General features: G+C 63.3%; 25 protein-coding genes and 1 pseudogene. 12 read left to right on the forward strand and 14 right to left on the reverse strand.

The window, feature by feature from the left end; all coding sequences use genetic code 11:
* Positions 1 to 17: 17 nt before the first annotated feature.
* Genes I6F28_RS30960 through I6F28_RS30970 form a run of 3 tightly spaced genes read right to left on the reverse strand, consistent with a single transcriptional unit; the run spans position 18 to position 3,167 of the window.
* On the reverse strand, positions 18 to 944 hold the full coding sequence (locus I6F28_RS30960; protein ID WP_036007718.1) for an ABC transporter permease: 927 nt from the start codon (positions 942 to 944) through the stop codon (positions 18 to 20).
* A 1-nt stretch (position 945) separates the two neighbouring features.
* The gene (locus tag I6F28_RS30965) at positions 946 to 2,058 is read right to left on the reverse strand and encodes an ABC transporter permease (RefSeq protein ID WP_225142687.1); all 1,113 of its coding nucleotides are present in this window, start codon (positions 2,056 to 2,058) and stop codon (positions 946 to 948) included.
* Complete coding sequence (locus tag I6F28_RS30970) at positions 2,055 to 3,167, reverse strand: BMP family ABC transporter substrate-binding protein (protein WP_225142688.1); 1,113 nt, start codon at positions 3,165 to 3,167, stop codon at positions 2,055 to 2,057. Before I6F28_RS30970 ends, I6F28_RS30965 begins: the two co-directional genes overlap by 4 nt.
* 397 nt (positions 3,168 to 3,564) lie before the next feature.
* On the opposite strand from I6F28_RS30970, the gene I6F28_RS30975 reads away from it, so the two are divergent.
* The gene (locus tag I6F28_RS30975) at positions 3,565 to 4,821 is read left to right on the forward strand and encodes an allantoate amidohydrolase (protein WP_225142713.1); all 1,257 of its coding nucleotides are present in this window, start codon (positions 3,565 to 3,567) and stop codon (positions 4,819 to 4,821) included.
* A 107-nt stretch (positions 4,822 to 4,928) separates the two neighbouring features.
* Positions 4,929 to 6,302 (forward strand): hypothetical protein, encoded by a 1,374-nt coding sequence (locus tag I6F28_RS30980; protein ID WP_225142690.1) that lies wholly within the window; start codon positions 4,929 to 4,931, stop codon positions 6,300 to 6,302.
* A gap of 11 nt (positions 6,303 to 6,313) precedes the next feature.
* Here I6F28_RS30980 and I6F28_RS30985 read toward each other — a convergent pair.
* The 3 genes and pseudogenes from I6F28_RS30985 to I6F28_RS30995 all read right to left on the reverse strand — a co-directional run.
* Positions 6,314 to 6,450: pseudogene (locus tag I6F28_RS30985) on the reverse strand (C4-dicarboxylate transporter DctA); the annotation flags it as partial.
* A gap of 37 nt (positions 6,451 to 6,487) precedes the next feature.
* A complete protein-coding gene (locus I6F28_RS30990) occupies positions 6,488 to 7,501 on the reverse strand; it encodes a formamidase (RefSeq protein ID WP_225142692.1) in 1,014 nt (337 codons plus the stop codon).
* Positions 7,502 to 7,636: 135 nt separating this feature from the next.
* Positions 7,637 to 7,858 carry a hypothetical protein gene (locus tag I6F28_RS30995; protein ID WP_036007707.1) on the reverse strand — a complete coding sequence of 74 codons (222 nt, stop codon included), beginning with the start codon at positions 7,856 to 7,858 and terminating at the stop codon, positions 7,637 to 7,639.
* 351 nt (positions 7,859 to 8,209) lie between these two features.
* Here I6F28_RS30995 and I6F28_RS31000 point away from each other — a divergent pair, with 351 nt between their 5' ends.
* A complete protein-coding gene (locus tag I6F28_RS31000) occupies positions 8,210 to 8,386 on the forward strand; it encodes a hypothetical protein (protein ID WP_167361687.1) in 177 nt (58 codons plus the stop codon).
* 19 nt (positions 8,387 to 8,405) lie between these two features.
* Here I6F28_RS31000 and I6F28_RS31005 read toward each other — a convergent pair whose 3' ends face one another.
* The 3 genes from I6F28_RS31005 to I6F28_RS31015 form a co-directional block, all read right to left on the reverse strand.
* Entirely contained in the window at positions 8,406 to 9,785 is a 1,380-nt protein-coding gene (locus I6F28_RS31005) for a vWA domain-containing protein (protein WP_036007773.1), read from the reverse strand.
* A 5-nt stretch (positions 9,786 to 9,790) separates the two neighbouring features.
* Positions 9,791 to 10,738, reverse strand: a complete 948-nt coding sequence (locus I6F28_RS31010; protein ID WP_036007771.1) for an AAA family ATPase — start codon at positions 10,736 to 10,738, stop codon at positions 9,791 to 9,793.
* Positions 10,739 to 10,884: 146 nt separating this feature from the next.
* Positions 10,885 to 11,085, reverse strand: coding sequence for a hypothetical protein (locus tag I6F28_RS31015; protein WP_036007702.1), 201 nt, complete (start codon positions 11,083 to 11,085; stop codon positions 10,885 to 10,887).
* 223 nt (positions 11,086 to 11,308) lie between these two features.
* Between I6F28_RS31015 and I6F28_RS31020 the strand changes: the two genes are divergently transcribed.
* On the forward strand, positions 11,309 to 12,283 hold the full coding sequence (locus I6F28_RS31020) for a quinone oxidoreductase family protein (protein WP_225142693.1): 975 nt from the start codon (positions 11,309 to 11,311) through the stop codon (positions 12,281 to 12,283).
* A gap of 162 nt (positions 12,284 to 12,445) precedes the next feature.
* On the opposite strand, the gene I6F28_RS31025 is transcribed toward I6F28_RS31020, so the two are convergent.
* Both I6F28_RS31025 and I6F28_RS31030 read right to left on the reverse strand, forming a co-directional pair.
* The gene (locus tag I6F28_RS31025; RefSeq protein WP_036007697.1) at positions 12,446 to 12,721 is read right to left on the reverse strand and encodes a hypothetical protein; all 276 of its coding nucleotides are present in this window, start codon (positions 12,719 to 12,721) and stop codon (positions 12,446 to 12,448) included.
* A gap of 100 nt (positions 12,722 to 12,821) precedes the next feature.
* Positions 12,822 to 13,430, reverse strand: coding sequence for a S24 family peptidase (locus tag I6F28_RS31030; RefSeq protein ID WP_036045323.1), 609 nt, complete (start codon positions 13,428 to 13,430; stop codon positions 12,822 to 12,824).
* A gap of 155 nt (positions 13,431 to 13,585) precedes the next feature.
* Between I6F28_RS31030 and I6F28_RS31035 the strand changes: the two genes are divergently transcribed.
* Positions 13,586 to 14,122, forward strand: a complete 537-nt coding sequence (locus I6F28_RS31035; protein ID WP_157283862.1) for a GcrA family cell cycle regulator — start codon at positions 13,586 to 13,588, stop codon at positions 14,120 to 14,122.
* A gap of 45 nt (positions 14,123 to 14,167) precedes the next feature.
* Positions 14,168 to 14,743 (forward strand): hypothetical protein, encoded by a 576-nt coding sequence (locus tag I6F28_RS31040; RefSeq protein WP_225142695.1) that lies wholly within the window; start codon positions 14,168 to 14,170, stop codon positions 14,741 to 14,743.
* 45 nt (positions 14,744 to 14,788) lie between these two features.
* Here I6F28_RS31040 and I6F28_RS31045 read toward each other — a convergent pair whose 3' ends face one another.
* Complete coding sequence (locus I6F28_RS31045) at positions 14,789 to 15,145, reverse strand: hypothetical protein (protein WP_225142697.1); 357 nt, start codon at positions 15,143 to 15,145, stop codon at positions 14,789 to 14,791.
* Positions 15,146 to 15,714: 569 nt separating this feature from the next.
* Between I6F28_RS31045 and I6F28_RS31050 the strand changes: the two genes are divergently transcribed.
* A complete protein-coding gene (locus tag I6F28_RS31050) occupies positions 15,715 to 15,900 on the forward strand; it encodes a hypothetical protein (protein ID WP_036007684.1) in 186 nt (61 codons plus the stop codon).
* 133 nt (positions 15,901 to 16,033) lie between these two features.
* Positions 16,034 to 16,375, forward strand: a complete 342-nt coding sequence (locus I6F28_RS31055) for a phasin (protein ID WP_036007681.1) — start codon at positions 16,034 to 16,036, stop codon at positions 16,373 to 16,375.
* 287 nt (positions 16,376 to 16,662) lie between these two features.
* Here I6F28_RS31055 and I6F28_RS31060 read toward each other — a convergent pair whose 3' ends face one another.
* On the reverse strand, positions 16,663 to 16,980 hold the full coding sequence (locus I6F28_RS31060) for a c-type cytochrome (RefSeq protein WP_036007678.1): 318 nt from the start codon (positions 16,978 to 16,980) through the stop codon (positions 16,663 to 16,665).
* Positions 16,981 to 17,281: 301 nt separating this feature from the next.
* Between I6F28_RS31060 and I6F28_RS37920 the strand changes: the two genes are divergently transcribed.
* On the forward strand, positions 17,282 to 17,368 hold the full coding sequence (locus I6F28_RS37920; RefSeq protein ID WP_368736791.1) for a hypothetical protein: 87 nt from the start codon (positions 17,282 to 17,284) through the stop codon (positions 17,366 to 17,368).
* Positions 17,369 to 17,511: 143 nt separating this feature from the next.
* On the opposite strand, the gene I6F28_RS31065 is transcribed toward I6F28_RS37920, so the two are convergent.
* A complete protein-coding gene (locus tag I6F28_RS31065; protein WP_225142699.1) occupies positions 17,512 to 19,308 on the reverse strand; it encodes a ShlB/FhaC/HecB family hemolysin secretion/activation protein in 1,797 nt (598 codons plus the stop codon).
* A gap of 131 nt (positions 19,309 to 19,439) precedes the next feature.
* Between I6F28_RS31065 and I6F28_RS31070 the strand changes: the two genes are divergently transcribed.
* The 3 genes from I6F28_RS31070 to I6F28_RS31080 all read left to right on the forward strand — a co-directional run bounded on the left by I6F28_RS31070 (position 19,440) and on the right by I6F28_RS31080 (position 24,779).
* The gene (locus I6F28_RS31070) at positions 19,440 to 20,681 is read left to right on the forward strand and encodes a FecR family protein (protein WP_225142702.1); all 1,242 of its coding nucleotides are present in this window, start codon (positions 19,440 to 19,442) and stop codon (positions 20,679 to 20,681) included.
* A gap of 47 nt (positions 20,682 to 20,728) precedes the next feature.
* Complete coding sequence (locus I6F28_RS31075; RefSeq protein WP_225142703.1) at positions 20,729 to 23,470, forward strand: EAL domain-containing protein; 2,742 nt, start codon at positions 20,729 to 20,731, stop codon at positions 23,468 to 23,470.
* Positions 23,471 to 23,810: 340 nt separating this feature from the next.
* Positions 23,811 to 24,779, forward strand: coding sequence for an ABC transporter substrate-binding protein (locus I6F28_RS31080; protein ID WP_225142705.1), 969 nt, complete (start codon positions 23,811 to 23,813; stop codon positions 24,777 to 24,779).
* The last annotated feature ends 304 nt before the right edge of the window (positions 24,780 to 25,083 follow it).

A 25,083-nucleotide genomic window follows, 5' to 3' on the forward strand; every position in this document is an offset into this window, starting at 1 on the left:
GGACGACCTCGTGCGTGTTACCGTGTGATCGAGAGTTCGGCGGGCGCGCCGGTCAGCGTCCGCTTCGGCGAGCAGGTGATGATCATGATCGCCAGCGTCAGGATGTAGGGCGCGGCGTTGAATAGGTGATAGCCAGAGGTGACGCCGACCGATTGCAGCGCCGGACCCAGCGCCGCCGCGCCGCCGAAGGCGAGCGAGGCCCACAGGCAGAGCAGGGGATCCCAGCGCGCGAAGATCACGAGCGCCACGGCGGTGATGCCCTGGCCCGAGGAAAGGCCCTCGTTCCAGCTTCCGGGGTAGAACAGGGACAGAAACGAGCCGCCGATGCCCGCGAGGAAACCACCGGCCATGGTGGCGCGCAGGCGGATCAGCAGCACGGAATGGCCCATCGCGCGTGCGGCATCCGCGCTCTCGCCGGCGGTGCGGATGAGCAAGCCCCAGCGGGTGGTGCGGAAGGCCCAATAGAGGATTGGCGCCAGCGCCACGCCGATCAGGAACAGCACGTTGATGCGCAGCGCTGCCTGGACTTGCGGGATGTCGCTCCACCAGCCGAAGTCGACGGCGGGCAGCCGCGGCGCTGTCGGCTCGATCAGCGGCTTGCCGAGATAGAACGCAAGGCCAGTGCCGAACAGCATCAAGGCGATGCCCACGGCAACGTCGTTGACGCGCGGCAGCGAGCAAATGCCGGCATGCAGCGCACCCAGCAGCGCGCCGGTGATGCCGGCGGCAAGCACCCCGAGCCACGGAGAGCCGGTGAGATAGGAGATGCCATAGGCGCTCATCGCGCCCATCACCAGCGTGCCTTCCAGGCCGAGATTGATGCGGCCCGCGCGCTCGGTGATGCATTCGCCCAGGCTCACGAACAGGAAGGGGGTGGAGACGCGAATGGCGCCGCCGAGGACGGCGAGCGGGACGGTCCAGAGGCCAATCGATCCGTCTGCCATCTCAGGATTTTCCCTTCAGGAATCCGATGCGGCCGTAGAGCGCATCGCTGGCGAGAACGAAGACGAAGATGATGCCCTGCAGCACCAGCACGGACGCATCGGGCAGCCCCAGGCGGCGTTGCAGCAGGCCGCCGCTGGCGCTGATGCCGCCGAGCAGGATCGCGACGGGAATGATGGCGAGCGGATTCTGCCGCGCCAGAAAGGCGACGAGAATGCCGGTGAAGCCGTAGCCGGCGGCGAGGTTGGCGTTGGTGCGTCCCTGCACGGCGGCGACCTCGACCATGCCGGCGAGGCCAGCGGCGCCGCCGGCAAGGAAGCAGACGGTCAGGATCAGCTTGTCGACGCCGAGACCGACGATCTTCGCAGCACGGATGTTGCCGCCCGCCACGCGCGCGGCGAAGCCGAACACGGTGTGATAGATCAGGATGTAAGAGGCGATCGCGGCGATCAGGCCGAACACGAGGCCCCAATGCACGTCGGTGCCGGGAATGGAGCCGATCATGTTGGCGGCGCCGATCTCGCGGGTCGACGGCTTGTTGAGGCTGGCAGGATCGCGCATCAGCCCCTCGACGAGATGGTTGAGGATCGCGAGCGCGATGTAGACGAGCAGCAGGCTCGAGATGGTCTCGTTGACGCCGCGATATTGCCGCAAGCCACCCGCGAGCATGATCCACAGCCCGCCGCCGATCACGCCGGCGCAGACCATGGCGACCTGCACCACGAGCGGCGGCATGCCTTGAAGCGCGAGTGCGGCGCTGGTTGCGGACAATGCGCCGATCAACAGCGCGCCTTCGCCACCGATGATGACCATGCCGAGCTGCGCCGGCAGCGCGGTACAGAGTGCGGTGAGGATCAGGGGCGCTGCGCGCGTCAGCGTGTTCTGCCAGGAGAACCAGGTGCCGAACGCGCCGTAATACATGTAGAAATAGAGATCGAGCGGATTCTTGCCGAACATCGCGACGAAGATGCCGAACACCGCGAGCGCGCCGACCAGCGCCGCGCCCGGGATCAGGACATATTCGATCGTGCCGCCGTGACGCTGGAGGAAACCGGGATCGGCGGCCGGGGCGACTGTCCCGACCGCATCCGTGGAATCCGCCGCTTCGGTCGTCACGAAGTGGCTCCGAGCACGCCCTCGACCAGGTAGTCCATCTTCTCCAGTTCAGGATCCTTCTGGCCGCGGTCGGTACCGGCAGGGATCACCGTCTTGCCCTTGTTGTCGACCAGCCCACCCTTGAAGATGGCGAAGCCTTCTGCCGACAGGAATTTTGCCTTGGCCGCGTCGGCCGCCTTGCGCGCTTCGGCCGAGACCGCTTCGCCATAGGGCGAGGTCTTGACGATCTCTTCCTTCAGGCCGCCGCGGTAGAAATTCGGGATGCCTTCGCCGGAGGCGATCATCTTGACGAACTTCGGATAGAGCGCTTCCCAGTTCCACTCCGCGCCGGTGAGATAGGCCTTGGGTGCCAACGCCGACTGGTTGGTGTGATAGCCGCAGACGAAGGCGCCGCGCCGCGCCGCGTTCTCGACCATGGTCTTGGGCCCATCGACGTGGCAGGTGAGCACGTCCACCCCCTGATCGATCAGGCTGTTGGTGGCTTCGGCCTCCTTGACCGGCATCGACCAGTCGCCGGTGAAGATCACCTGCGTGGTGGCCTTTGGATTGACGGACTTGGCGCCAAGCGTGAAGGCGTTGATGTTGCGCAGCACTTGAGGGATCGGCTTGGCCGCGACAAAGCCGAGCTTGCTGCTCTTCGATGTCAGGCTGGCGACGATGCCGGAGATGTACTGAGCCTCGTCGATATAGCCGAAATAGCTGCCGGCGTTCTTGGGGTCCTTCTCGCTCCAGAGGCCGCCGCAATGCTCGAAGCGGAGCTTCGGGTACTTGTTGGCCATCTTGATCATGTGCGGATTGTAGTACCCGAACGAGGTCGGGAAGAGCAGGGTGGCGCCATCGAGATTGATCATGGACTCGATCGTCTTCTCGACCGCATCGGTCTCCGGCACCTTCTCCTCCTCGACCACCTTGAGGCCGGGAATCTTCTTCAGCGCCGCCGCGCCCTGCGCGTGCGCCTGGTTGTAGCCGTAGTCGTCGCGCGAGCCGACATAGATGAAGCCGATGGTGGTCTCGGCCGCGAAAGCCGGGTGGAGGCCCGCTGCCGCGCCGAGGGTGAGGGCCGCGCCGCCCTGCAACACATGACGTCGTGAAATCCTGCCAGAATCCATTGCTCGCTCCCCTTGGCGGATGCCCCGCCTTGATCTCACGGCTGCGCCGGCTTGGCGGAGCCGGGATCAGGCGTCGCAAGCTTCGTGCCAGAGACTATGAAGCGTGCAGTTAGTTATAAGCCATTGAAATAAACATGGAATAATGTTTGTTCTGAACTTGGCGAGGAAAGTGGCAGGCTAATTTATGGGCAATATAGAGGTATTGTATGCAGAGGAGTTGAGCAGCCAGAACCTGCCCGCGCATGTGCATGACCCGCGTCGGACGGTCGGCCGGCAAGGCGCATTCATGCTAACCACGCGCTGACTGGGACGGGGCCGGAGGATTTCCGCTGGCACCGAACTTGTATCGATTGTCGTCAGGACCTCCGTGTCCTCAGAAGATGGAAAGCTCGCCGAGATGGGCGCTGGTACCGTTCACGATGCATCGCTCGGCAATGAGATCGTTCGCCGGATCAACGAGCTCGGCGCGATCTCGGAAGAGCCCGAGAAGCTCACCCGCATCTTCCTCAGCAAGGAGCTGCGCAAGGCCGCGGACCTCATCATGGGGTGGATGCGCGAGGCCGGCATGAGCGCCCATCTCGATGCCATCGGCAATGTCTGCGGACGGTACGAAGGCGACCGGCCGGACATGCCCTGCCTGATGCTCGGCTCGCATTACGACACCGTGCGCGATGCCGGCAAATGGGATGGACCGCTGGGTGTGATCACGGCGATCTCTTGCGTCGCCGATCTCAACCGCCGCGGCAAGCGCCTGCCATTTGCGATCGAGGTGATCGGCTTTGCCGACGAGGAGGGGGTGCGGTTCGCTTCGACCTTGCTCGGCAGCCGTGCGGTGGCCGGCACCTTCGATGAGAGCGTGCTGAATACGCGCGACCGCGACGGCGTGTCGATGCGCGAGGCGCTCGTGCAGTTCGGCCTCGATCCCGACCATATCGGTGCGGCCGCGCGCGCGCGGCGCGAGCTGCTTGCCTATCTCGAATTGCACATCGAGCAGGGGCCGGTGCTGGAAGCGCAGAACCTGCCCGTGGGCGTCGTCACCGCCATTGCCGGGGCCACGCGCCTTGCGGCCCGGCTCTCGGGTATGGCCGGTCACGCCGGCACCGTGCCGATGGCGCTGCGCCGAGATGCGCTCGCCGGCGCGGCCGAATGCATCAATGCGATCGAGCAATTTTGCCGCACCGACGAGGGCGACCTCGTCGGCACCGTGGGCTACATCCAGGCGAGGCCCGGCGCGACCAACGTCATTCCGGGTGAGGTATCCTTCACCATCGACATGCGCGCACCGACCGACATGCATCGCAAGCGCGCGGTGGCCGATGTCGTCCGCCAGATCGAGGCGATCGCCAAGCGGCGACAGCTGGCGCTTCAGCTCGACGTTACCCACGAGAACCGCACCGCGCCCTGCGCGCCCTGGCTCAAGCAGCAGATCGCGCAAGCGATCGAAGCCGAAGGCTTCTCCGTGTTCGAGCTGCCGAGCGGGGCAGGGCACGACGGCATGGCGATGATCGACATTGCCGATGTCGGCATGATCTTCGTCCGCTGCCGCGGCGGCATCAGCCATCACCCGGACGAGGATGTCGCGCTCGCCGATGCCGACGCCGGCGCGCGTGTGCTGCTGCGGGTGATCGAGAATTTCGGGCCGCGTAAGGCCTAGGCGAGCGTCACGAACCCGCAAGTCACCGGGTAGAGATACGAATCAGTCATGTTTAAAGTGGCGGCCATCATCACGAGGGTCACGAGACAATCAGCCGATTGACGGACATGAACAGCGACATCTCTTTTCCATCACATCGTGAAAACCGGTTCTATCAGGGGATGGCTGCGACCTTCGTCGCCAACGCCCTTCAGGCGGTCAATTTCCTCGGTGATCGATTCCTGAGACAATCGCATCATTCGTTGTCGGCGATCGAGGACCTCTATCGGCACTCGATGGACAGCGCCTTTTCGGTGACCGAGGCCTTCCTCGTCACCGGCGCACCGCACGCCTCGGCCTATTACCCCCGCGACTTCGCCTGGTTCTATCCCGACGTTCTCGATCCTGAAACCATCATGGATGCGCAGGACGCCGTGCGACGGGTCCGTCTGCTCGAGAAGAGCGTGCGCCTGCTGCTGGAGGCCGTTCGCGCCGACGTGGTCACCACGACCATCGTACCGGCCGGGCGCGGCCGGTATCTCGGCGTGAACTATTTTTCGCGACCCTCGGATACGCTGCTCGGCATTCTCGCCGGTCTGCAGCAGATGATCTCTGCCGAGGAGAGGGCGTCGTCTTACCTTGAGATGTCGCAATGCGCGCACGCCGGCCGCTTGTTGCTGGCCGAATATGGCGGAGACCTGAAGCGCGCGATCCTGAAGCTTGCGAGCGAGCTGGAGTCCTTCGACGCTGACGGCACCAGATATTTGCTGTGCGACGCCAACGGCCCGCGCTCCGCGGCGACGGATACCCGCGCCGAGCGCCGGCGTTTCGTCACCAATGCCTGCGTCTGCACGACCTTCGTGTGGGGCGTGCAGCTCGGGATCGTCGGCGAGAACGAGCTGAAGCGGCTGCTCGGGCGCGACCTTGCGCAGTACAAGAGGGATCTGCTCCGCCTCTTCGGCAAGAACGGCTACATCAGGCATTCCCTGGACGGCCCGGCGAGCTCACCGGCATCGTCGGTCGCATTGGATTTCGTCAGCGTGCATCGCGGCTTCTGGGATATGAGCGAGGCGAGCGAGCGCGCGCTGTTCGCGGCCACGACGGATGTGATCATCGCCGAGCCACGGTTTCGCATTCCGAGCACGTTCCACTTCCTGGTTTCGGCGGACAACCCGCGGACCAAGATGATCCACAAGATTGCAGCTCCCGCATATCAGGGGCGTTCCTCCTGGCCGACGTTCAACGTCGAATTTGCCGACCGCATGCTGGATTACGATGAGTTCTCGGGTGGCGATACCTATCGGGCCTGCGCGCAAGGAATCCTGAAGGACATTCGCGCCGCGACCGAACTCCACGGCGGCTATCAGGAGCTGATTTCGGAGCAAGGTCTGAAGTATCGCACCTGGGCCTATAAGGGTGCCGTGGCCCACTCGTGGTTTCCGCGCTTTCTGTCGGTCTGGAGGAGGGCCTACGGCACGCCACTCCTCCAGTGGAACGATTGATCGCCGAACGTCTATCCCGCCGTCACGTCGACCACCTCGCCGCCCTCCAGCACCTTGGCCGCCTTGGCCGGTCGAGATCGCCTTCCCGGGCCGCGACCACGACGGTTGCGACGCAATTGCCGACGAGGTTGCCGAGCGCGCAGGCCACGGTGCCAGATTGTCGCGGTTTCACCCGAGAAACCGGCTTATTCCGCCGCCTTCGCCGTCTTGCCGAACATCCGCGTCGGGGCCGGGAAGCCGCACGAGGTGCCGTCGGTGACCTTAACCTGATTTTCCCACGGCAATCGGAAGGTGCCGGCGACCATGTCCTGCATGAAGGTGTAGGGGCAGTCCATCGCGCCGCCCTTCACCGCGACATAGCCGCGGTGCCAGAGCTGGTAGATGTTGTTTTCGACGCCCCAGTTGATGCGGGCTTCGCGCACGAGATCCGGCCGGACCTCTGCGGTGATGATCTCGTCGGCACGGCCGGTCGTACCATGCGCCAGGACCGTGCCGTCGAAATTGATGATCATGCCTTCGCCCATGGAATCGAACGAGCCGTCCGAGCCGCACATGCAGACATTTGCGGTGATCATCAGATTCTGAAACGAATTGGCCTGGTTGGTGAAGCGCCAGGCTTCGCGGATCGGCGCGGTGTAGCCGGCGGTGCGGATCATGATCTCCGCGCCTTTGTAGGCGCATTCCCGTGCCATCTCCGGGAACATGCCGTCATGGCAGATGATCAGCGCGATCTTCGCGCCCTTCGGTCCCTCGATCACGGGAATGCCGATGTCGCCGGGCTCCCACGGCTCGACCGGAATCCAGGGATGAAGTTTGCGATAGTAGAGCTTGATCTCGCCGTGATCGTCGATGATCAGGCCCGAGTTATAGGGATTGCCATGCGGGTTGAACTCCATGATGGAGAAGCAGCCCCAGATCTTGTTATCGACACAGGCCTGCTTGAAGGCCGCAACCTCCGGTCCGTCAAGCCGACACATGATCTCCGGATTGGTGTCCATCGACAGGCCGTGCAGCGAGTATTCGGGGAAGACCACCAGATCCATGGTGGAGAGATTGCGGCGGGCCTTGCCGACCATCCAGACGATGCGCTCGGTCTGCCTGGCGAGATCGGCCGCGCTCACCACGCTAGGCAGCTGCAGCTGCACAAGTCCGATAACCACACCGTTGGGGGATTTGTTCAGCCCGCCAAGCCCGTTCATGATCAGCTCCCTTGCCTGTCTGGCGCAGCGTCGTTGCGCGCCAGATCTTGTCGCAAGAAGCAAATCCGATTTCGATGAAGAGCTAAAGGTTATTTTTCAGGCGATGGCGCAGTTACGCGGCAGCAGGCGATCTCGTCACGCCACGAGATCGAGCAGCCGGCATGAGCCGCGCACCAGCACCTTGCGTCCTGTGGATGTTATCGCAGGCACGCCGTCATTCATGACAACGAGGCCGAGCTTGGCGAGGCTTTCGACGAGATAGGCCTTCGCGAGGCGACCGTTCGACACCGGGTTGCGAAGCGCCTTTAGCGCTTCCCACTGGTCGGTCGATAGATCAAACTCGAAATCGTTGCTCATGGTGCCTCAGCCGATCGTCCGGTTCGCGTGCCCCTGTTAGCGGCGCCGCATGAAGACCATGCGACGACAATGAGTCGGGAATTCGGTCAGCTGTTTAGAACATCTCTTCACAAATTGCGGCACTTCGTTGCGCCACAAGAGTTAACGTCGTTAGTGCACGACTACCGTCACGTTCTCCGATCACTAATTGATGATCCGCACTTGATGTTGCGATGCGAGCTGCCGCAGTGCACGGCAAGCATCACTGTCCTATTTGGCGTCGCGATATGCACAGAAATGATGAGGCGGGAGATTGAGGACTCTGTTACCTTGGCCTGCGGGGAATGGCTTCACACGGCCGGAGTGGAGTGCATGAACAGGCTGGTGGAAATTCGCAGGCAGGAATTCCTTTGCCGAGAGCGCGCGGCGCTCGATTCGAAGCGCCGGCCGTTCTGGCTGGCGCAGGCAGAAGAATGGGAGCAGCGCGCGCTCGACGAAATCGCGCGTCACTTTCGGGAATGCAATCAGGCCGAGCTGAACGCCGCCTGACGGAGGCGGCTGTTATTGCTTATTGATAAGTCGCCACAATATCGGAAACAGCGCGTTCGAGCTGTTGCGCGGTGGCGCATTGGCGCACGACGCTGCAAAAGGTTGCGTAGCGCGGCATCTCGGAATCGCCAAAGCCCCAGGCGAGCCGCCCCTCGGGATTGAGCCAGACCAACCGCTTCGAACGCTCGGAGATCCGGCGCAAAATGTCGGCGCGTGGGTCGAGATTGTTGCTGCGGGCATCGCCGAGCACGATCACCGTGGTCTGCGGCGTCAGCGCGCTCATGAACTCCTTCTCGAAATCGACCAGCGAGGCGCCGTAATCCGACGAGCCGAAACCGACCTTGGACATGATCTCGGACATCGCCTCCTCCGGCGACTTCGTCTCCAGGATCTCGCTGACCTCGATCAGGTGCGAAGAGAAGGCGAAGGAGCGGACGTCGTCGACCACCTCGTGCAGCGAGTGGATCAGCAGCAGGAAGAAGTCCGAGACTTGCGCAACGGAGCCCGAGACGTCGCACAGCGCGACGATCTTCGGCCTGTCGCGATGCTTGCGCTTCCATGCCGTGAGGAAGGGCACGCCGCCCCAGGCTGCGTTGCGGCGGAGCGTGCGGCGAACGTCGAGATGGCCGCGGCGCTGGCGCTTGCGCGGCTTGGAATAGCGCTCGCGCAGCCGGCGTGCGATCTGGCGGATGAGGGCACGCATCTCGGCGACCTGGCGCCGCTCGATGCGGGCAAGCGGCGCGTTGCGCAGGATCTCGTTGCGGAGGTTCTCGGCCTCCTCGCGGGCATAGAGTGCGAGCCCTTGCGAGACCGTATCGCGCACGGCTTCGCGCAAGGCATCGAGCGCGGCGCGCAGGCGCTCGGCCAGCGACGGGTTGGTCGCGGTCAGTTGGTCGAGATCGTCGCGCAGGCGCTGGAGGCCCATGGCGTCGAGGATGCGGCTGGAGAATATGCCGCGCTGGGTGGAGTAGCGGATGTCGGACAGGGAGGCCGCGCCGGAGGCGCTGGCAATCGCGGCAGCGATCGCGTTGCGATCCTGCGACAATAGCATCTGCGCCAAGGGACCCAGGCCCTGGGAAGGCTGACCTTCGCCCGCCTCGCTCGCCGAGCCGGCGGAGGGCGGCTGATCCTCGCCTTGCGCAGCATCGTCTTCGCCGGCAGCCTCAGGCTGCTCCTGTCGCGGCTCCGGCTGGCTGAAGAACAGATCAAAGCAGTCGCCGAGCGCGAGCTTCTCGTCCTGCGACTTGGCGAGCGTCAGCAGCAGCGCATCGCGTAGCACGGCGCGGTCGGAGATGCCGACCTGCGCGACGGCGCGCATCGCATCGATGCTTTCGGCCGGCGAGACGTGAACGCCAGCCCCGCGTGCCGCCCGAAAGAAGCGATGGAGATTTTCGCGCATCGGCGTCAACCGAAGACGTTGGACCGGGCCGCCTTGGCAATGAAGGTCGTCACCTGCGGCGTCGCGGCCTCGATGTCGGCTTCGTATTTCAGGAGCACGTTGAGCGTGTCCTTGACGATCTCAGTATCGAGTTCGGAAGCCTGGAGCAGTACCAGCACACGCGCCCAGTCGATGGTCTCGCTGACCGAGGGCAGCTTCTTCAGATCCAGCGAGCGGATCTCGTGGATGAAGCCGACCATCTGCCGGCGCAGCGTCTGCGAGATGCCGGGCACACGGCTTTCGACGATGCGCTCCTCGAGCCGCTGCTCGGGAAAGCCGATATGCAGATGCAGGCAGCGTCGCTTCAGGGCATCGCCGAGGTCGCGCTCGCTGTTGGAGGTGAGGATCACCGTCGGCGGCGTGATCGCCGAAACGGTTCCGAGCTCGGGGATCGTGACCTGGAAGTCGGACAGGATTTCCAGCAGCAGCGATTCGAATTCGGCGTCCGACTTGTCGATCTCGTCGATCAGGAGCACGCAGCCGCCCGGCTGCTCAAGCGCCTGGAGCAGCGGCCGCGGCTCGACGAATTCCTTGGAGAAGAACACGTCGCCGAAATCGTGGAGCTGGTCGAGCGCGGCATGCAGCGTCTGCGCGCCGCCGAGAACCTCGCCGAGCTTGTCCTTGAGGATCTGCGTGTAGAGAAGCTGCTTGGCGTATTTCCACTCGTAGAGCGCCTTGGCCTCGTCGAGGCCCTCATAGCATTGCAGGCGGATCATCTTCATGCCGCGCCAAGCCGCGATCGCCTTGGCGAGCTCGGTCTTGCCGACGCCCGCGGGGCCCTCGACCAGGATCGGCTTCTCGATCTGCTGCGACAAATAGACGGCAGTCGCGATCTGCCGGCTCGCGATGTAGCCCTGCGCGGCGAGGCCGCTCTCCACTGCCTCGATCGAGGTCGAGGCCTTCTGATCAGCCACGAAAGGGCGCTCCCAAAGGTCTTGCTTGAGGCTTGTTCTGCCTGCGTTCCAGGCAAAGAACAAGCCACGTTTGGGAGACATCTGACCCGCGTGAACGGCGTTTTTCCGCTAAGCGCAAATAGTTGAGCGCTTCGCTGTTGGCGCGATCAGTGCCGCAGCAGCTCCGGCTTGCGGATCGTCTGCCTCAGCTCGGCGCCGCAATCGGCGCATTCATAGACGAAGTCGATCTTGGCTAGGCTCCAATGCGGCTCGACCTCGCGCACATACATCGGCAGGAACCCCATACAGGTAGGGCAATTCACTGGCGCGATTTCGACGTCCTGATGATGCTGAACGTAAGCTGGCATCTCGGCTCTCCTTCGCAGGCGACCATCAAACCCCGCGCAAGGCTACTGCGGGTCGCCGCGGGGCCCTCATCAACTCTTTCGAACGGAGGCGGAACGGCGGCTGTTTGTGGTTCGCTGTGACATTCTTGTTACGGCTTCTATACTGTAACGGGCGGACCAAATGCCTATTTCACAGGCCGATCCGGTGTTCGAACTTTCATTTCAACGATAAAGGAGCACGCCCATGACGCATGCCATTCGCTTTCACAAAACCGGCGGTCCGGAAGTCCTGGTCTGGGAGGAGGTCAGCGTCGGCAAACCTGGGCCCGGCGAGGCGCGCATCCGCCACACCGCGGTCGGCCTCAATTTCGTCGACATCTATAACCGTTCCGGCCTCTATCCGGCGCAACTGCCGAGCGGGCTAGGCAGCGAGGCGGCTGGCGTCGTCGAAGAGGTCGGGCCTGGCGTCAGCGATCTGAAGCCGGGCGATCGCGTCGCTTATGGCGCCTCGCCGCTCGGGGCGTATGCGGAGGCGCGGCTGATCCCCGCCGACCGGCTGTTGAAATTGCCCGACGGCGTCGACGACAAGACGGCGGCGGCGATGATGCTCAAGGGGCTCACCACGCAATATCTGATCCGCCAGACCTATCGGGTGAAAGCCGGCGATACCATCCTGCTGCATGCGGCCGCCGGCGGTGTCGGCCTGATCTTGAGCCAGTGGGCCAAGCATCTCGGCGCGACCGTGATCGGCACCGTCAGCAACGACGAGAAGGCGAAGCTCGCCAAGGCGCATGGCTGCGACCATGTCATCATCTATACAAGGGAAGATTTCGTGAAGCGGGTCGACGAGATCACCGGCGGCAAGAAAGTGCCAGTGGTTTACGACTCCGTCGGCAAGGACACGTTCCTGAAATCGCTGGATTGCCTCGCCCCGCTCGGCGTCGCCGCGCTGTTCGGCCAGTCCTCCGGCGCGGTGGAGCCGCTTAATCTTGGCCTGCTCGCCCAGAAGGGCTCGCTCTACGTCACGCGTCCGACGCTGTTTACCTACGCCGCCAAGCACGAAAATCTGGTGGCGATGGCGAATGAGCTGTTCGACGTCGTCAAGTCCGGCGCGGTCAAGATCGAGGTGCACCAGACCTACCCGCTAAAGGACGCCGCCAAGGCGCATGCCGATCTTGCGGCACGCAAGACCACGGGATCGACCGTTCTCCTGGTGTAATGCCCAACGGGACGGTGGCGCGCTCTAAAGCGCGATGCGATTAGGATGAATCGTCACGTCATCGCGCTTTAGGCTGTTGATTGATCATGATCGTTTCGGAAAACCGCTGCACACTTTGCGCTAACGCGGCCCTTCAGGTCTGGATCATGCTCTAGGCCTGAGTCACGTCCTCTCGTGCTTGCGCAGGTCGTGGATGTGGTCGAGGCGGATTGCCTGGAGATCGACGTCCTCGGGCTCGATCTGTGGGAGGGCCGCCTCGGCCAGGATGGCCGCGGTGACATCTTCGACCGAGTTCTCCACGATCTCGTGGATGAACGAGACGTTCCGATACTCACCCGAGGCGAGGCGGGAAATGACCTCGCGCCGGGTGATTTCGGGATCGACGACCGCCTCGCGGCCCCGCCGTCCATAATCGATCATCACGACGAAGTATTGCATGAAACGACCCTGCCGCGCCCCATGGTCGGGACGCGGCAGATTATTTCCGAAAATCGGAACTATGTCAAGTGTGATTTCTTTTAATCAGAAGTGGCAGCCCTCATTTGCCCTTCTTGCGCGGCCGCGCCGACTTCGCGCGCAGCCGCTCAAGCTGTCCCTTGGGCATGGACAGGCAGATCTCCCCGACCCAGTCAAGCTTGACGCCGACGATCGGCTTGGCATTGAAGCTCGTGAGGTTGACCACTGAGGGAGATTTGCCCCGCTCGATGGTCTTCAGATAGCGCTCGCCGGTCTTGAGGCGGACCACTGCCTCTTCGCCGTAGAAGCTCGACAGCGGGTGGCGCTGGTCCTTGTAGACGACGATCACGTCGCCGCTTTCGTATTTGGGCAGCATCGAATCGCCCACGATCTCGAATGCGATCGTCTCTTCCATGATCGGGAAGGGCAACGCGACGTCGCCGAGACCTTCCGGCGGAACCTGTTCGTAGTCCGGCTCGATCACGGCGCCGGCTCCGACGCGCCCCATGATCGGCGCGAGATTGAGCTCGAGATATTCCATGATCGGAATGATCTCCGAGGCCTTCACCAGGCGCTCGCCGCCGAGAATCTCCGAGACCGCGCCGGGCCGCACGCCCATGGCCGCAGCCAGGCCGCCCTTGCTCTTGCCCGTCTTCTCCAGGCCCCGCTCGATCATTGCTACGTCCAACATGGTGATTCCCTCGATTGCGCACCGTCTCGCCTCTTGTAATCCGAAATTCGGAATTGATGCAATTATGAATATCAGAAATACGGCTTGACTCTGTATTCGGAATAACGGAATGTGCGTCTCGCCTCCCGGGTGGAGGCGCATCACAGGACAGCAGCATGGAACCGGGCCATTGGCCGTCGGAGCACTCCGACGCGCTTCGCGACTATTTTCACAAAGGCATGTCTTATGCGGAGATCGGAAGACAGATAAACGCAAGGTTTGGAACGGCTTATACGCGCAGCGCGGTGGTCGGCCGCGCCAAGCGGCTCGGGCTCATCGTGCCGCAATGGATGACGAGCCCGGCGCTCGCGCCGCCCTTGCCGGGTGAACCCAGCCTGCTTTCGCCGCGCCGGGTGGCGTGGCCGAGCCTCAATCTGCCGCCGAAGTCCGCCATGAAGCCTGCGGCGCGGGTGAAGTTGCGCTGTGTCGGCATCCAGCCGCGCCTGATCCAATTGGTCGAGCTCGAGCCGGCCGACTGCCGCTATCCCTATGGCGGCGACAAGGACGGTGAGGAGATCACCTTCTGCGGCCACCCGCGCCAGCCGGGCTCGAGCTATTGCGCGCCGCATGGCCGTCTGACGCGCCGTTCCGAGGCTGCGTCGGCGGCCCGTGCCGCAGGCCCGGTCGTGCTGAAGCTGGTCTCGGCGCTCTGACGGTGCCGCCCTCCGTTCAACTCTCAGTCTTGCAAGGAGATCCGAGTGGCTCGTGCCCGACGCAACAAGTCCTACAAATTGGCGCAGATCTACGACCGGCGGTCGCGGGAGGTGCCGTTCAACGCCGAGATCGCGGAGGTGGAAGTCGACAATCCGCTCGCGCTCGGTTCCGGCGAGAAGATCCTGGCGATCCGGTCGGTCCGCGGCGATCCGCTTGGCCGGCTGCACGCGCACCATCAGATCGACGAGGCGCAGTACCGCGGCGGCCGCGCCTTCCAGAACGATTGGGAGCGGGCGGAGCGCGGCCCGCAGGCGGTGGATACGACGCGCGAATATGTCGATGGGACGGGCACGCGTGAGGTCGTCACCGAAAGCCAGCGCCAGGCGGTGCTGCGGCTCAACAGGATCGAACGAGAGCTCGGCACCGACGGCGCCGCGCTGGTGCACGACGTGCTGGTGCTGGGTCTGACCATGGATCAGGTTGGGCAGCGTCGTGCCGTCCGCACGCAACGCTGGAACGATTACTTCGCGCGGCGTTTCCGCGAATGCCTGGACCGGCTGGCGCTGATCTACGGCTTCGCGACGGAGACGGGAACGGCGCGCGGGGGCCGACGTGGATGATTGCGGAGCGCCGGCGGTCTCGGCCGCCGGCGTCCCGCCCATTGCTTACGGGTGAGGGACGATCTGGTAAGGCGTGGTGTAGGGCTCGACGCGCAGCGAGGCATGGGCCAGCAGCCCGATCTTGGCTGTCGGTGCCTGCTGTAATTCGCCGTTGGGGCCACGATGCACTTTGTATTGCCAGACGGTGAGATCGCCCTTCTGTGCCAGCGCGTGTGCGACGGCGCTCGCATCATTGCCGCCGAGCGCCTGAAGCTCCTGCGCCGACAGTCCGACGACGATTTCGTCCTTGACGGTGACGATCTTGAACAGGTTCATCTTGGTCTCCTGCGCCCATGCGCCTTGTGTCGAGAGGGTGAGAAGCGCGATTGCGGCGCCCTTGATGAGATCGCAGCGAGAAAGCATGCCGTCGTCCTTTTGGTGCTGAGGCGCGCCCAAATCGAAGAGTTTTCAGCCATGGCGCCCGTGTCTGCGTGGCCGTGCCGCAACGGCTTGGTCGCTCGCGCGAGGACGGCGGTTCACGGTGGACCGGCCGCGAGATCGACTTTCACGCGCTTAATGCAACCGCCGGGACGGATTCAACAAATGCGTGTATCTTGCTGAAGAATCGCCAATTCGTGCGCGCTAACGTGCATTTGACATCGGAAACACGACGAAACCCCGTGTTGATTGACAGCAAGAGGGGCTGTGCGCGTGATTGATGACGCTTCTTGACGCAGGTGGGTGACGGCGATCGATATTCCTGTTATCCGGAAACGCTGTGGCGCGATGCAGACCTAGCATCGCTATACCCACGGTTGGGCTTGCCGGATGGGTTGTTGCTTGGCATAGTTGCAACCAGATGGAGGCCGTCGTTTGGACGCGGTTCAGCCTGCAACCCGGCGGGTCCCTTCGGCCGAACGTTCGTCGCCATAGTTCTGTTGCGGCGTTCGGTTCTCGAGCGGATCACGACCGATGCTTGTCATAGGTGCGAGATGAAAAACCTCAATTTCGCGGCTGAGCTGCATCTCAAGCTCGGTGTGCCTGCAGGCAGCACCGTGGAAAGTCTGCGCCTGCTCCGGGCCTTCCTGAAGCTCGCGCCGCGACAGCGCTTCGAGGTGATCAAGCTGGTCGAAGATCTCGCCACCGACGAAGCTCTTCCCGAGCACCCCTTATCCTAGAGCCCGGCCGCGCGCCCATCCTGCCCATTTTCCTGCCAGAGCAGGCTCCCCGGCATCGTTCGCCGGAGCGCTGGCGGCTGGATGGCGGTCAGGCAAATGTGGTATTCAGACGGAAAAAGGGAGGAGTGAGACCATGATCGAACCGAAAATCGAAGTTCCGGCCGAACTGCGTGATTTGGCCGAGAAGACCATCGACCAGGCCGAAAAGGCCTTCGGCATGTTCTTTGAAGCGGCGACCAAATCGATGTCGTCCGTTCCGGGGGCGGGGACAGAGGTGTCGAAGCAGGCGTTGGCTTTCACGGAGCAGAACATGAAGTCGGCCTTCGAGCATGCGCGCAAGCTGGTGCATGCCACCGACCTCCAGGAGGCGATGCGAATCCAATCCGATTTCCTCCGCAGTCAGTTCACCAGCGCCGGAGATCACATGCGTCAGATGACCGGCAGTCTCATGCAACCCGGCAAGGGCAAGTCCTGATTTTCGGTCTGTGTACAGCGTGCCCACAAATTGATCTTGTATGACGTGAAGATCCGCGCTTCGATACCGGTGCAGGTCCATGATGGGCCACCGAATGATCTCATTCGCCGTCTGTCATCCTTTCTGCTGATCCCTGCCGGTCCACCGGCAGGGATTTGCATTTGCAGCCTTCGTGCAGCCCGGCGTGACCATCCGGGATGAAGCTCAGACTATTGCTGAAGTATGACCTTCGGAAAAGCGCGCCGCTCGGTTTGCGCGAGCGCGGCCTTCGGCGGCCGATCAGGCATCTAACGCAGCGATGCGATGTAGGCCGCGATATCGCCGGCTTCGGTTCGGCTCAGGGGAAAATTCGGCATCTTCGGGTGCGGATCGAGCAGGAAGAATGCGAGCCTTTCCGCACTGAAATCCGGCCTGCGCGCGACTGACGCAAAGGAAGGGACGTCGGCGCTCGCCTGAGCCTGTCCGTTCGCCACGACATGGCAGCTCGCGCACCAGCGCCTGGCGAGTTCGGCGCCGTGACCGGCATCAGCACCGAGAGCGGACGACGAGCCGAAGCCAGAGACGAGGCCAAGCAGCAGGAAAATCCGTCTCACATGTCGGAGCATAGGGCAATCTTTCTGCATTCGCTTGCGGCTGCCGCGCTCATCCGCAGCAGGATCCTGGAAATTGCGAGAGATCGATGCGAGCGACGATCGAGCGCAGCAGCCTGCGGGTCGAACGATAGAGATGCCGCATGAATGCCGGCACCCTCGCCGCGGGCAGGCCCTTCGGAACAAGGCTTTTCGTACCAAGACTTCCGGTATAGTGCGACACGTGTCTCTCCGACAGCATGTGGTTTCTTAGCGTGCCGTGTCGGAGCCGCCTTGATCTGCCGCAAAGCGTCCCGGCCAATAGTCGCCCGGGTTCATGATCATTGGGCTCTTCGTATCCGCAGGCGTGAGCGCGCTGCTGGCGCTGTCACGCAGGAAGCGGTCGAGCGTCTCCTCACGATGAGGCTCATCAGCGTCTGTGCCCGTGGAAACTCCGGCCGCGCACTCCGGCCTCATTCTGAGGAGCCCGCCTCAAGCGGGAGTCTCGAAGGATGGCCGCGGGGAAAAGCTGTCAGGATGCGACATCCCGCCCGAAGGACCGGGCGGCTAGAGACAGCTCGCCCGGCCGCGTTCGGGGCAGAGCCGGAACGCGCTCGACAGCGTGAAAAGAAAGCGTGGGCTGCGACGCTCGTTGTCCGGCGCCCGGTAGCTTAAGGGGACGGCGACGCCGAAATCGGCCTGGAGGTCGTCCGGCAGGAAGAAGCGCACACCGGCTCCGGCCGATGTCAGCGACAGCCCGTCGCTCAGGCGATAACCGTGGTTCCAGACTGCGCCAGCGTCGCCAAAGGCATAGAGCTGGTAGCCGGTCCAATAGCGGAAATTGAGCTTCTGGTCGAAGCGCAGCTCGAGCGAGCCGGCAAGGCCGTTGTCGCCGCTGATCTCGGCTGCGCCATAGCCACGGCCGAAGGCCGCGCCGCCGAGATAGAATTGTTGCGAAGTGAACAGCGGGCGCGACGCCGTCTGGCTCGCGGCAGCGAGCTTGAGCGACCAGACATCGTTGAGTGTCTGGTAGCGCGTGAACCAGAGGTTCAGGACCGAGAAGTTCGAGGAGGCTCCGTCGCGTGACAACAGATTGTCCTCGAAATGTGAGGCGCCAAAAACGTCGAGCCCCTGACGGTAGGTCAGAGTCGCAAAATTGGTGCCGCCAAAAGGATCCAACAGCCGGTAGTCGGCGGTCAGGCTCGCCGTCCTGATGTGGTCGTTGTACCAGGGCCCGTAAAGATCATGCTCGGACACATTGCTGAAGGTCGTGGCGGCGGTCAGCGTGAGCGTGGAGGATTGCGACTGCAACGGGACCATGCTGGCACGCAGCTCGAACGCCTGGGTCGTGGTGATGTCGCTATCGAGCCGGCGCATATCGCCCGGCCTTACCGCGCTGTACAGCACGGAAGCACCCAGGCGGACACCGTCGACGCCGACGGGCGCATCGTACGACAGCCGTGCGAAGCCGAGCTGGCGGGGGTCGTTGGCAATGGTCGACAGGTTGACCGCCAATGCATCGCCGGGCGCGAGGTAGGAGTTGAACGCGCCGGTGGCGTAGGTCTGCCAGGGACCGACCGACGAGGATCCGAGATTGTCGAGGCCGAACGAGGTGAAGACGTGCCAGGTTTTCAAGTAGATGGTCAGGCGGAAGCGGCCCGTCGTACCGCCGATCTCCTCCAGCGCAGTGTCGGTGATCCGGACGCCCGGCCTGCCATTGATCAGGAAGAGCTGGCGTTCGAGCGTTGCCAGTCGCGAAGGCTGTTCGGTCAGAACCGGCGCCAGCATCGGCCTTACGCCGAACTGTTCGGCACCGTCGCCCTTCAACTCGGCCTGCACGATCGCACCTTCCAGGATCTGAATCCGGACACGGCCGTCGGCGATGTCTTGTGGTGGCACGATGGCGCGGCTCAGATGAAAGCCGGCTTCGCGGTAGAGGTCGCTGATGGCGCCTGCGATCGCGGCCAGATCCGCCTGCGAGACCTTCCGGCCGAGATAAGGCTGGTAGACAGCGGCGATGCGATCAGGGGAAACCGCATGGGCGCCGCTGACGCTGACGCCGCGCAGCACGAATTGCGGCTTGGTATCGCCGCCCGTCGTGGGCTGTCCGACGCTCGGCAACCGAACCGGCGGCCGACCGAGCGATTCCTGCTCGGTCTGGTTATCAAAATATTTCTCGGGCTGGCGCGGGTCGAAACCCGGCTGGTTCGCCTGTTGAGCAAATGCCGCTGGAGTTGCCGCCAAAATTACTGCCGCCGATACCAATGCGGTAAGGCGATGCCGCGTCTCACCGCGCGCGTCGACTTTGTCTCCGTAGTTCAACGGAGGATCTGCCACGGGACGGTAAGGGTTCGTTAGCCGCATGATTTTTCATAGGTTTTTATGGTCAACGATTGGTTAATCCGGCCGCTCCGCTGGCCGCTTTCCGATAATCCTATCTTGAGTGATTTCGGATACCCCTCAGGCTTGGCTGTAAACGCGGGCTGAGGATCGTCATGTTCGGCAGAGTTGGAATGCGGCGCGCCCTGGCGGCGGCGCTGATCCTGGGAATGGCTTCCAGCGCATTCGCGGCGGACGACGGTGTGTGGTCGGTCAGCAAATCCTCGGGCGAGGTCTGGCTTGCCACGAGCGGCGCCCAGCAGGTGTCGTTGACGTCAGAAGGAACGCTGAAACCTGGCGATACCATTCGCACCGGTCGCAACGGGCGCGTTCTCCTCGTCCGCGGCGAGGAAACGATCCTGATCTCTCCCAATTCGGTGGTGGGCCTGCCGGCCGAGAAGAAGGACGGCCTGTCGACCACCATCATCCAGCAGGCGGGTTCGATCCTGCTCGAGGTCGAGAAGCGCAACGTCAAGCATTTCGAGGTCGAGACGCCCTATCTCGCCGCCGTGGTCAAGGGAACGCAGTTCAGCGTCACGGTCGGTGCCGGCAGCACCAAGGTCGGCGTGCTCCGCGGCCAGGTCGAAGTCTCCGATTTCAAGACGGGACAGATTGCGCAAGTGATGCCCGGACAAGCGGCCACCGTCTTCGAACACGGCAAGCCCGGTCTCAGCCTCAGCGGTGCGGGGACGCTCACTCCGATCGAGCAGGGCAAGCCCCGTGCACCCACGATCGACCGTGTCCCAGTGCCGAAGTCGGGCCTGTCGGCGCCGCGCCATGCGGCCAATGGCCATGCCATCCATGCGCTCGGCCCAGTCGACAAGGGAAGCAAGGCGGCCGGCGCACCCAAGGCCTCGGGGCAGGCGGCCGGGGGGCATGCCCCCAAGGCAGGAGCCGTGCGCATTTCGGCCGCGCTGGGAGAGGTCAAGCTGAACGTCCACAAGGCGACGCGCGGCCTTGCGCACGGCGGCGTTCCGCCGGGGCAGGCACGTAACGCGAATGCCAGGGGCGACAGTCAGACGATCTGGAACGATGGCCAGACGAGCCCGGCTGCATCCAACGGTGCGGCAAGCAGCGGTGCCGCCAGCGCGAACGCCACGATCGCCGCAACGACGGCCGGCGCATCCAGCGATGCCCCGCGAGCAAACAACGGAAATGCCGGCGGCAACGGTAATTCGGGTAATAACAACGGCAACGGCGGCAACAGCGGCAACGGCGGCAATCCAAACAATAGCGGTAACGGCGGCAGCAACGGTCACGGTAACAGCAGCCATGCCGACAACGGCGCCACCGGCAATGGCAGAGGCAACAACGGCCACGGCCACGGAAATGGCAGCAATGGGCACGGCAGACGCTGAACTCTAGGTGGACGCGTCCGTCGGGGCGGGTGTGGGGGGAGGCTCGGGTGAAACGCTATCGGCCGCATATTCTTGTCGTGATCGCGCTCGCGGTGGTGTTGTCCACGGGCTGGCACGCTGCGCTTCGCAATGCGCTCACCGATCTTCGATTCAAGTGGCAAACGCGTGCGGCCACCGGCGACATCGTCGTGGTCGGTATCGATGCGCCGTCGATCGACCAGATCGGGGTGTGGCCCTGGCCGCGGCGTCTCCATGCCGAAATGCTGCAAAGGCTGGAAGCGGCAGGCGCGCAGGACGTTGCCTTCGATGTCGATTTCAGCACGCCGTCGGATCCCGCCTCCGACGCGGCCTTCGCCAAGGCATTGCGAGACGTCGGCGGTTCGACGATCCTGCCATCTTTCAAGCAGCCGACACCGAGGGGCGGCCCGGCTCACGTCAACCGGCCGCTGAAGTCGTTCAGCAACCAGTCGTGGCCGGCTCTCGTCAATGTCGCAATCGAATCCGACGGGCTGGTTCGCCGCTATCCGTTCGGCGAGAAGCTCGGCGACGCCTTCATGCCTTCGATGGCCGTCGTGCTGGCGGGACAGGACGCCAATCGGCGACCGCCCTTTCTGATCGATTTCAGCATTCGCGCACCCTCCATTCCCGCCGTCTCCTATGTCGACGTGCTGCGCGGCGATAGCGCCACGCTCGACAAGCTGAAAGGCAAGAAGGTCATCATTGGCGCCACGGCGCTCGAGCTCGGCGACCGTTTCAGCGTTCCCAACGGCAGTATCATCTCGGGGCCAGTCCTCCAGGCGCTCGCCGCTGAATCGATCCTTCAGAACCGGACCCTGCGCTGGACCTCCGATGTCGGCATGGTGGTCGGACTGGGCGCAATCTGCCTGCTGATGCTGTATTCGTGGCGCCGTATCGCGCCAGGACTTCGCGTCGCAATCCTCCTCGCAGCCGGGGCGGTGGTCGAGCTGGCCGCAATCCTTGTGCAGGCAAGATGGCCCCTGGTCATCGATACGTCGCTGTTCCACATCGCCATCGTCGCTTACCTGACCGCGATTGCGCTCGACGAAATCGACTTCCGCAGCCTGCTCGGACGCATCGCCGAGAGCCGCTTTCATCGCATCGCGATGTCGCTCGGCGACGGGCTGGTCTGCACCGACGAGGATCACCGCATCACGGTCTGGAATCCCGGCGCCAGCGCGATCTTCGGCTACATGCCGGCCGAGATCATCGGCCGCCCGTTCGAAACGCTGTGCGCTTTGCCGGCACACGCCGGTGCAAGACCGTCCATGCACGACGCCGCGCGCCAGGCGCTCCTGGTTCCGGGCGGCGCCGTCGTCGTCGAGTTCGAAGGCCGGCGCAAGAACGGCGAAACCTTCCCGGTCGAGGCGAGCTTTTCGGGCTGGCAGGGAACGGTCGGCTTTCAATATGGTGCGATCCTGCGCGATATCTCCGTGCGCAAACGTGAAGCCGAACGCATTCGATATCTCGCCGAACATGACGCGCTGACGGGGCTGGCCAACCGGAACATGCTGCATGTGGGCCTGACCGATCTGATCGCCGCGGCGGAGCGACGGTCTTCGAGCGTCGCGTTGCTCGTGCTCGGGCTCGACGGCTTCCAAGAGATCAATAACATGCTAGGGCACTCCGCCGGCGATCTCGTGCTGCGCGCGGTCGCCGAGCGGCTGCGGAGCGAAGTCGGTGGCAAGGCGATCGTCGCCCGGCTCAGCGGCGACGAATTTGCCATCGCGATCGATTGCGCAGAGATCACCGAACCGGTCGCGGCGGTGACCGAGCGAATCGCGCGCGCGTTCGAAGCCCCTCTCGCAACCGGCACGCGCCAGCACCGGGTCAAGACCAGCGTTGGCGTCGCCGTCTATCCTGAAGGCGGGAGCAACGCCGATGATCTCCTGAGCAACGGCCATCTCGCGCTGACGAAAGCCAAGGCGACCAGGCGCGGCGGCCACGTCGTATTCGAAGCCGCGATCCGGCAGGAGCTCGAGAACCGCTTGAGGCTGGAGGGCGAGCTGGCGCTTGCCGCCGATCGCAGCGAATTCGAGCTGTTCTACCAGCCGCAGGTTCGTCTGATCGACGGCAGCCTGGTCGGAGCCGAAGCGCTGATCCGCTGGCGGCATCCGGTGCGCGGCTACGTCTCGCCGGCCGAATTCATGCCTGTTGTCAACACCTCTGCGCTGTCGGAGCGGATCGCGAACTGGGTGACGGAGACCGCCTGCCGCCAGGCGCGAGCCTGGGAATTGTCCGGCAACGACGTGCGCGTGGCGATCAACCTCTCACCCTCGCAGCTTCAGTCCGGCGACCTCGCGCATTCCGTTGCAGCGCTGCTCGAAGAGACCGGGCTGACGCCGTCGCTGCTCGAGATCGAAGTCACCGAAGACATCCTGCTGCATGACGAGCGCCGCGTGCTTGAAATGTTCAAGCGAATTCAGGAGCTCGGCGTCCGGATCCTGTTCGATGATTTCGGCACCGGTTATGCGAGCCTGAGCTATCTCAAGAAGTTTCCGCTCGACGGCCTCAAGATCGACCGGTCGTTCGTCTTCGGTCTTCTGTCGAATTCCGACGACGCTGCCATTGTCGGTTCGACCATCGGCCTCAGCAAGCAGCTCGGTCTCACCGTCGTGGCCGAAGGCATCGAGAACCGCGCAACGGCCGACTTCCTGGTCAGCATGGGATGCGAGGAAGGGCAGGGCTATTTCTTCGGCCGTCCGATGCCCGCCGAGGCATTTGAGAGACAGTTCCTGGCGGCTGAGCTCGAGACTGTCAGCGCCGCCTGAGCGAGCGGCTTTGGCCTGCGCGTTGACACCAGCACTCCGAATGGAGGCTGGTTGTCTTGGCGAGCACCGTCGCGCGGGTCAACATCCGGTATTCAGCGTCCAGTGACGGTGCCCACATTCCTTGCTTCCCGCGAGTTCGCATCGCGATCTGAGCGCGGAAATGCGCCACGGGGATTGGCCTCGCATGGTCTGCTTTCGAAAGCTGAGCGGAGAGGCCTCTTGAAGTGCGCAGGGCAGCTTTTGACCCAACTCGGACATCGGACCGCGGCGAAGCCGGTTTCATCCCTACCAAAACGCTGGCCTCAGTCATATGATGCCGTCGTCTGCGGTTGAGGTAGGTATGAGGCGCCGGGATTTGCTTGGTGCTCTTGCTGGTCTGGTGGCCGTGCGGCCGGTAACGGGCCGCGCGCAGCAATCCCCTCGATTGCCAACCATCGGGTTCTTGGGTCAGAGCACCCCTTCGGTCGAGCGCCAACGGCTTGCTGAATTCTTGAAGCGACTGAGTGAACTCGGATGGATCGAGGGGCGAACAGTCGCGATTGAATATGCGTGGGGCGAAGGAAACAGTGAACGCTTTGCTAAATTTGCGACGGATTTCGTTCGGCTTAGAGTCGATGTCATTGTAACCTCGGGGACCGCAAACGTTATCGCGGCGATGCAGGCAACATCGGTTATTCCGATCGTGTTCGCGGTGGCGGGAGACCCAGTTGCAAACAAACTGGTTGCGAGTTTGGCGAAACCTGGCGGCAACGTCACGGGCCTCTCGACGGTAGCAATCGATCTTGCCGGCAAGCGCCTAGAACTTTTGCGCGAGGCCATTCCAAGTCTTCGGCGTTTGGCAGCTATTGGGAACATTGGCAATTCCTTGTCCGCACTGGAGCTTAGTGAAGTGCAAGCGGCGGCGGCGAGGCTTGGTCTTGAGACCGACATCCTCACAATTCGTCAAGCAGAGGACATCCCGTCTGCCTTCGAGGCGCTAAAAGGTGGTGCAGGGGCATTGTATATAGTTGCCGATCCGCTTGTGAATACCCACCGCGATCGGATCCAGACTTTAGCAATGGGAGCGCGACTGCCAACAATCTACAACGCCAGAGAGCACGTCGAAGCGGGTGGCCTCATGTCTTATGGGCCGAATTTTATGGATTTGTATCGCCGCGCTGCCGAATACGTCGACAGGATTTTGCGTGGAGCAAAACCCGCTAATCTTCCGGTGGAGCAGCCGGCCAAGTTCGACTTCGTCGTAAACTTGAGGACCGCCAAGGCCCTCGGCCTAGCTTTGCTGCCGTCGATGCTTGCCCCGCGCAGATGAAGTGATCGAATAGAGCTGTTGTTTGCTGCGGTGCATGAGTCCGTTCATGGCCCATCGTGTCACATTGGTGAGCAAGATCGGCCGGACCGGTCGCGTTTGACCCGAAACGCACATCGCGGCCGCACCTGGTTCCCCAGTCGCGCCGGTACTTACGGGTGGGCGGCAGCCAAATTCTCTACCGAATTTCGCTAGCCTGACGCGGAATGAGGTGCGACACTCGCGCCCGCGGTTTGTCACGCAGTAGGCCACCATGGCTGACATCCCGGCCACTCACTATGTCAAAAGTGACGACGTCCATATTGCC

Origin of the sequence: Bradyrhizobium sp. NBAIM14, assembly GCF_020193895.1 — a bacterium.
Taxonomy (GTDB): Bacteria; Pseudomonadota; Alphaproteobacteria; order Rhizobiales; family Xanthobacteraceae; genus Bradyrhizobium; species Bradyrhizobium yuanmingense.

Bases quoted from the DNA above. Each gene is read 5' to 3' on its own strand.
- I6F28_RS31015 (WP_036007702.1), bottom strand. From the start codon at position 11,085: ATGCCAGCTTACGTTCAGCATCATCAGGACGTCGAAATCGCGCCAGTG.
- I6F28_RS31005 (WP_036007773.1), bottom strand. From the start codon at position 9,785: ATGCGCGAAAATCTCCATCGCTTCTTTCGGGCGGCACGCGGGGCTGGC.
- I6F28_RS31055 (WP_036007681.1), top strand. From the start codon at position 16,034: ATGATCGAACCGAAAATCGAAGTTCCGGCCGAACTGCGTGATTTGGCC.
- I6F28_RS30995 (WP_036007707.1), bottom strand. From the start codon at position 7,858: ATGAGCAACGATTTCGAGTTTGATCTATCGACCGACCAGTGGGAAGCG.
- I6F28_RS31050 (WP_036007684.1), top strand. From the start codon at position 15,715: ATGAAAAACCTCAATTTCGCGGCTGAGCTGCATCTCAAGCTCGGTGTG.
- I6F28_RS30975 (WP_225142713.1), top strand. From the start codon at position 3,565: ATGGGCGCTGGTACCGTTCACGATGCATCGCTCGGCAATGAGATCGTT.
- I6F28_RS31070 (WP_225142702.1), top strand. From the start codon at position 19,440: ATGTTCGGCAGAGTTGGAATGCGGCGCGCCCTGGCGGCGGCGCTGATC.
- I6F28_RS31000 (WP_167361687.1), top strand. From the start codon at position 8,210: ATGAACAGGCTGGTGGAAATTCGCAGGCAGGAATTCCTTTGCCGAGAG.
- I6F28_RS30980 (WP_225142690.1), top strand. From the start codon at position 4,929: ATGAACAGCGACATCTCTTTTCCATCACATCGTGAAAACCGGTTCTAT.
- I6F28_RS31060 (WP_036007678.1), bottom strand. From the start codon at position 16,980: ATGCTCCGACATGTGAGACGGATTTTCCTGCTGCTTGGCCTCGTCTCT.
- I6F28_RS31080 (WP_225142705.1), top strand. From the start codon at position 23,811: ATGAGGCGCCGGGATTTGCTTGGTGCTCTTGCTGGTCTGGTGGCCGTG.
- I6F28_RS31030 (WP_036045323.1), bottom strand. From the start codon at position 13,430: ATGTTGGACGTAGCAATGATCGAGCGGGGCCTGGAGAAGACGGGCAAG.
- I6F28_RS31065 (WP_225142699.1), bottom strand. From the start codon at position 19,308: ATGCGGCTAACGAACCCTTACCGTCCCGTGGCAGATCCTCCGTTGAAC.
- I6F28_RS30990 (WP_225142692.1), bottom strand. From the start codon at position 7,501: ATGAACGGGCTTGGCGGGCTGAACAAATCCCCCAACGGTGTGGTTATC.
- I6F28_RS31035 (WP_157283862.1), top strand. From the start codon at position 13,586: ATGGAACCGGGCCATTGGCCGTCGGAGCACTCCGACGCGCTTCGCGAC.
- I6F28_RS30960 (WP_036007718.1), bottom strand. From the start codon at position 944: ATGGCAGACGGATCGATTGGCCTCTGGACCGTCCCGCTCGCCGTCCTC.
- I6F28_RS31025 (WP_036007697.1), bottom strand. From the start codon at position 12,721: ATGCAATACTTCGTCGTGATGATCGATTATGGACGGCGGGGCCGCGAG.
- I6F28_RS31020 (WP_225142693.1), top strand. From the start codon at position 11,309: ATGACGCATGCCATTCGCTTTCACAAAACCGGCGGTCCGGAAGTCCTG.
- I6F28_RS31045 (WP_225142697.1), bottom strand. From the start codon at position 15,145: ATGCTTTCTCGCTGCGATCTCATCAAGGGCGCCGCAATCGCGCTTCTC.
- I6F28_RS37920 (WP_368736791.1), top strand. From the start codon at position 17,282: ATGATCATTGGGCTCTTCGTATCCGCAGGCGTGAGCGCGCTGCTGGCG.
- I6F28_RS30970 (WP_225142688.1), bottom strand. From the start codon at position 3,167: ATGGATTCTGGCAGGATTTCACGACGTCATGTGTTGCAGGGCGGCGCG.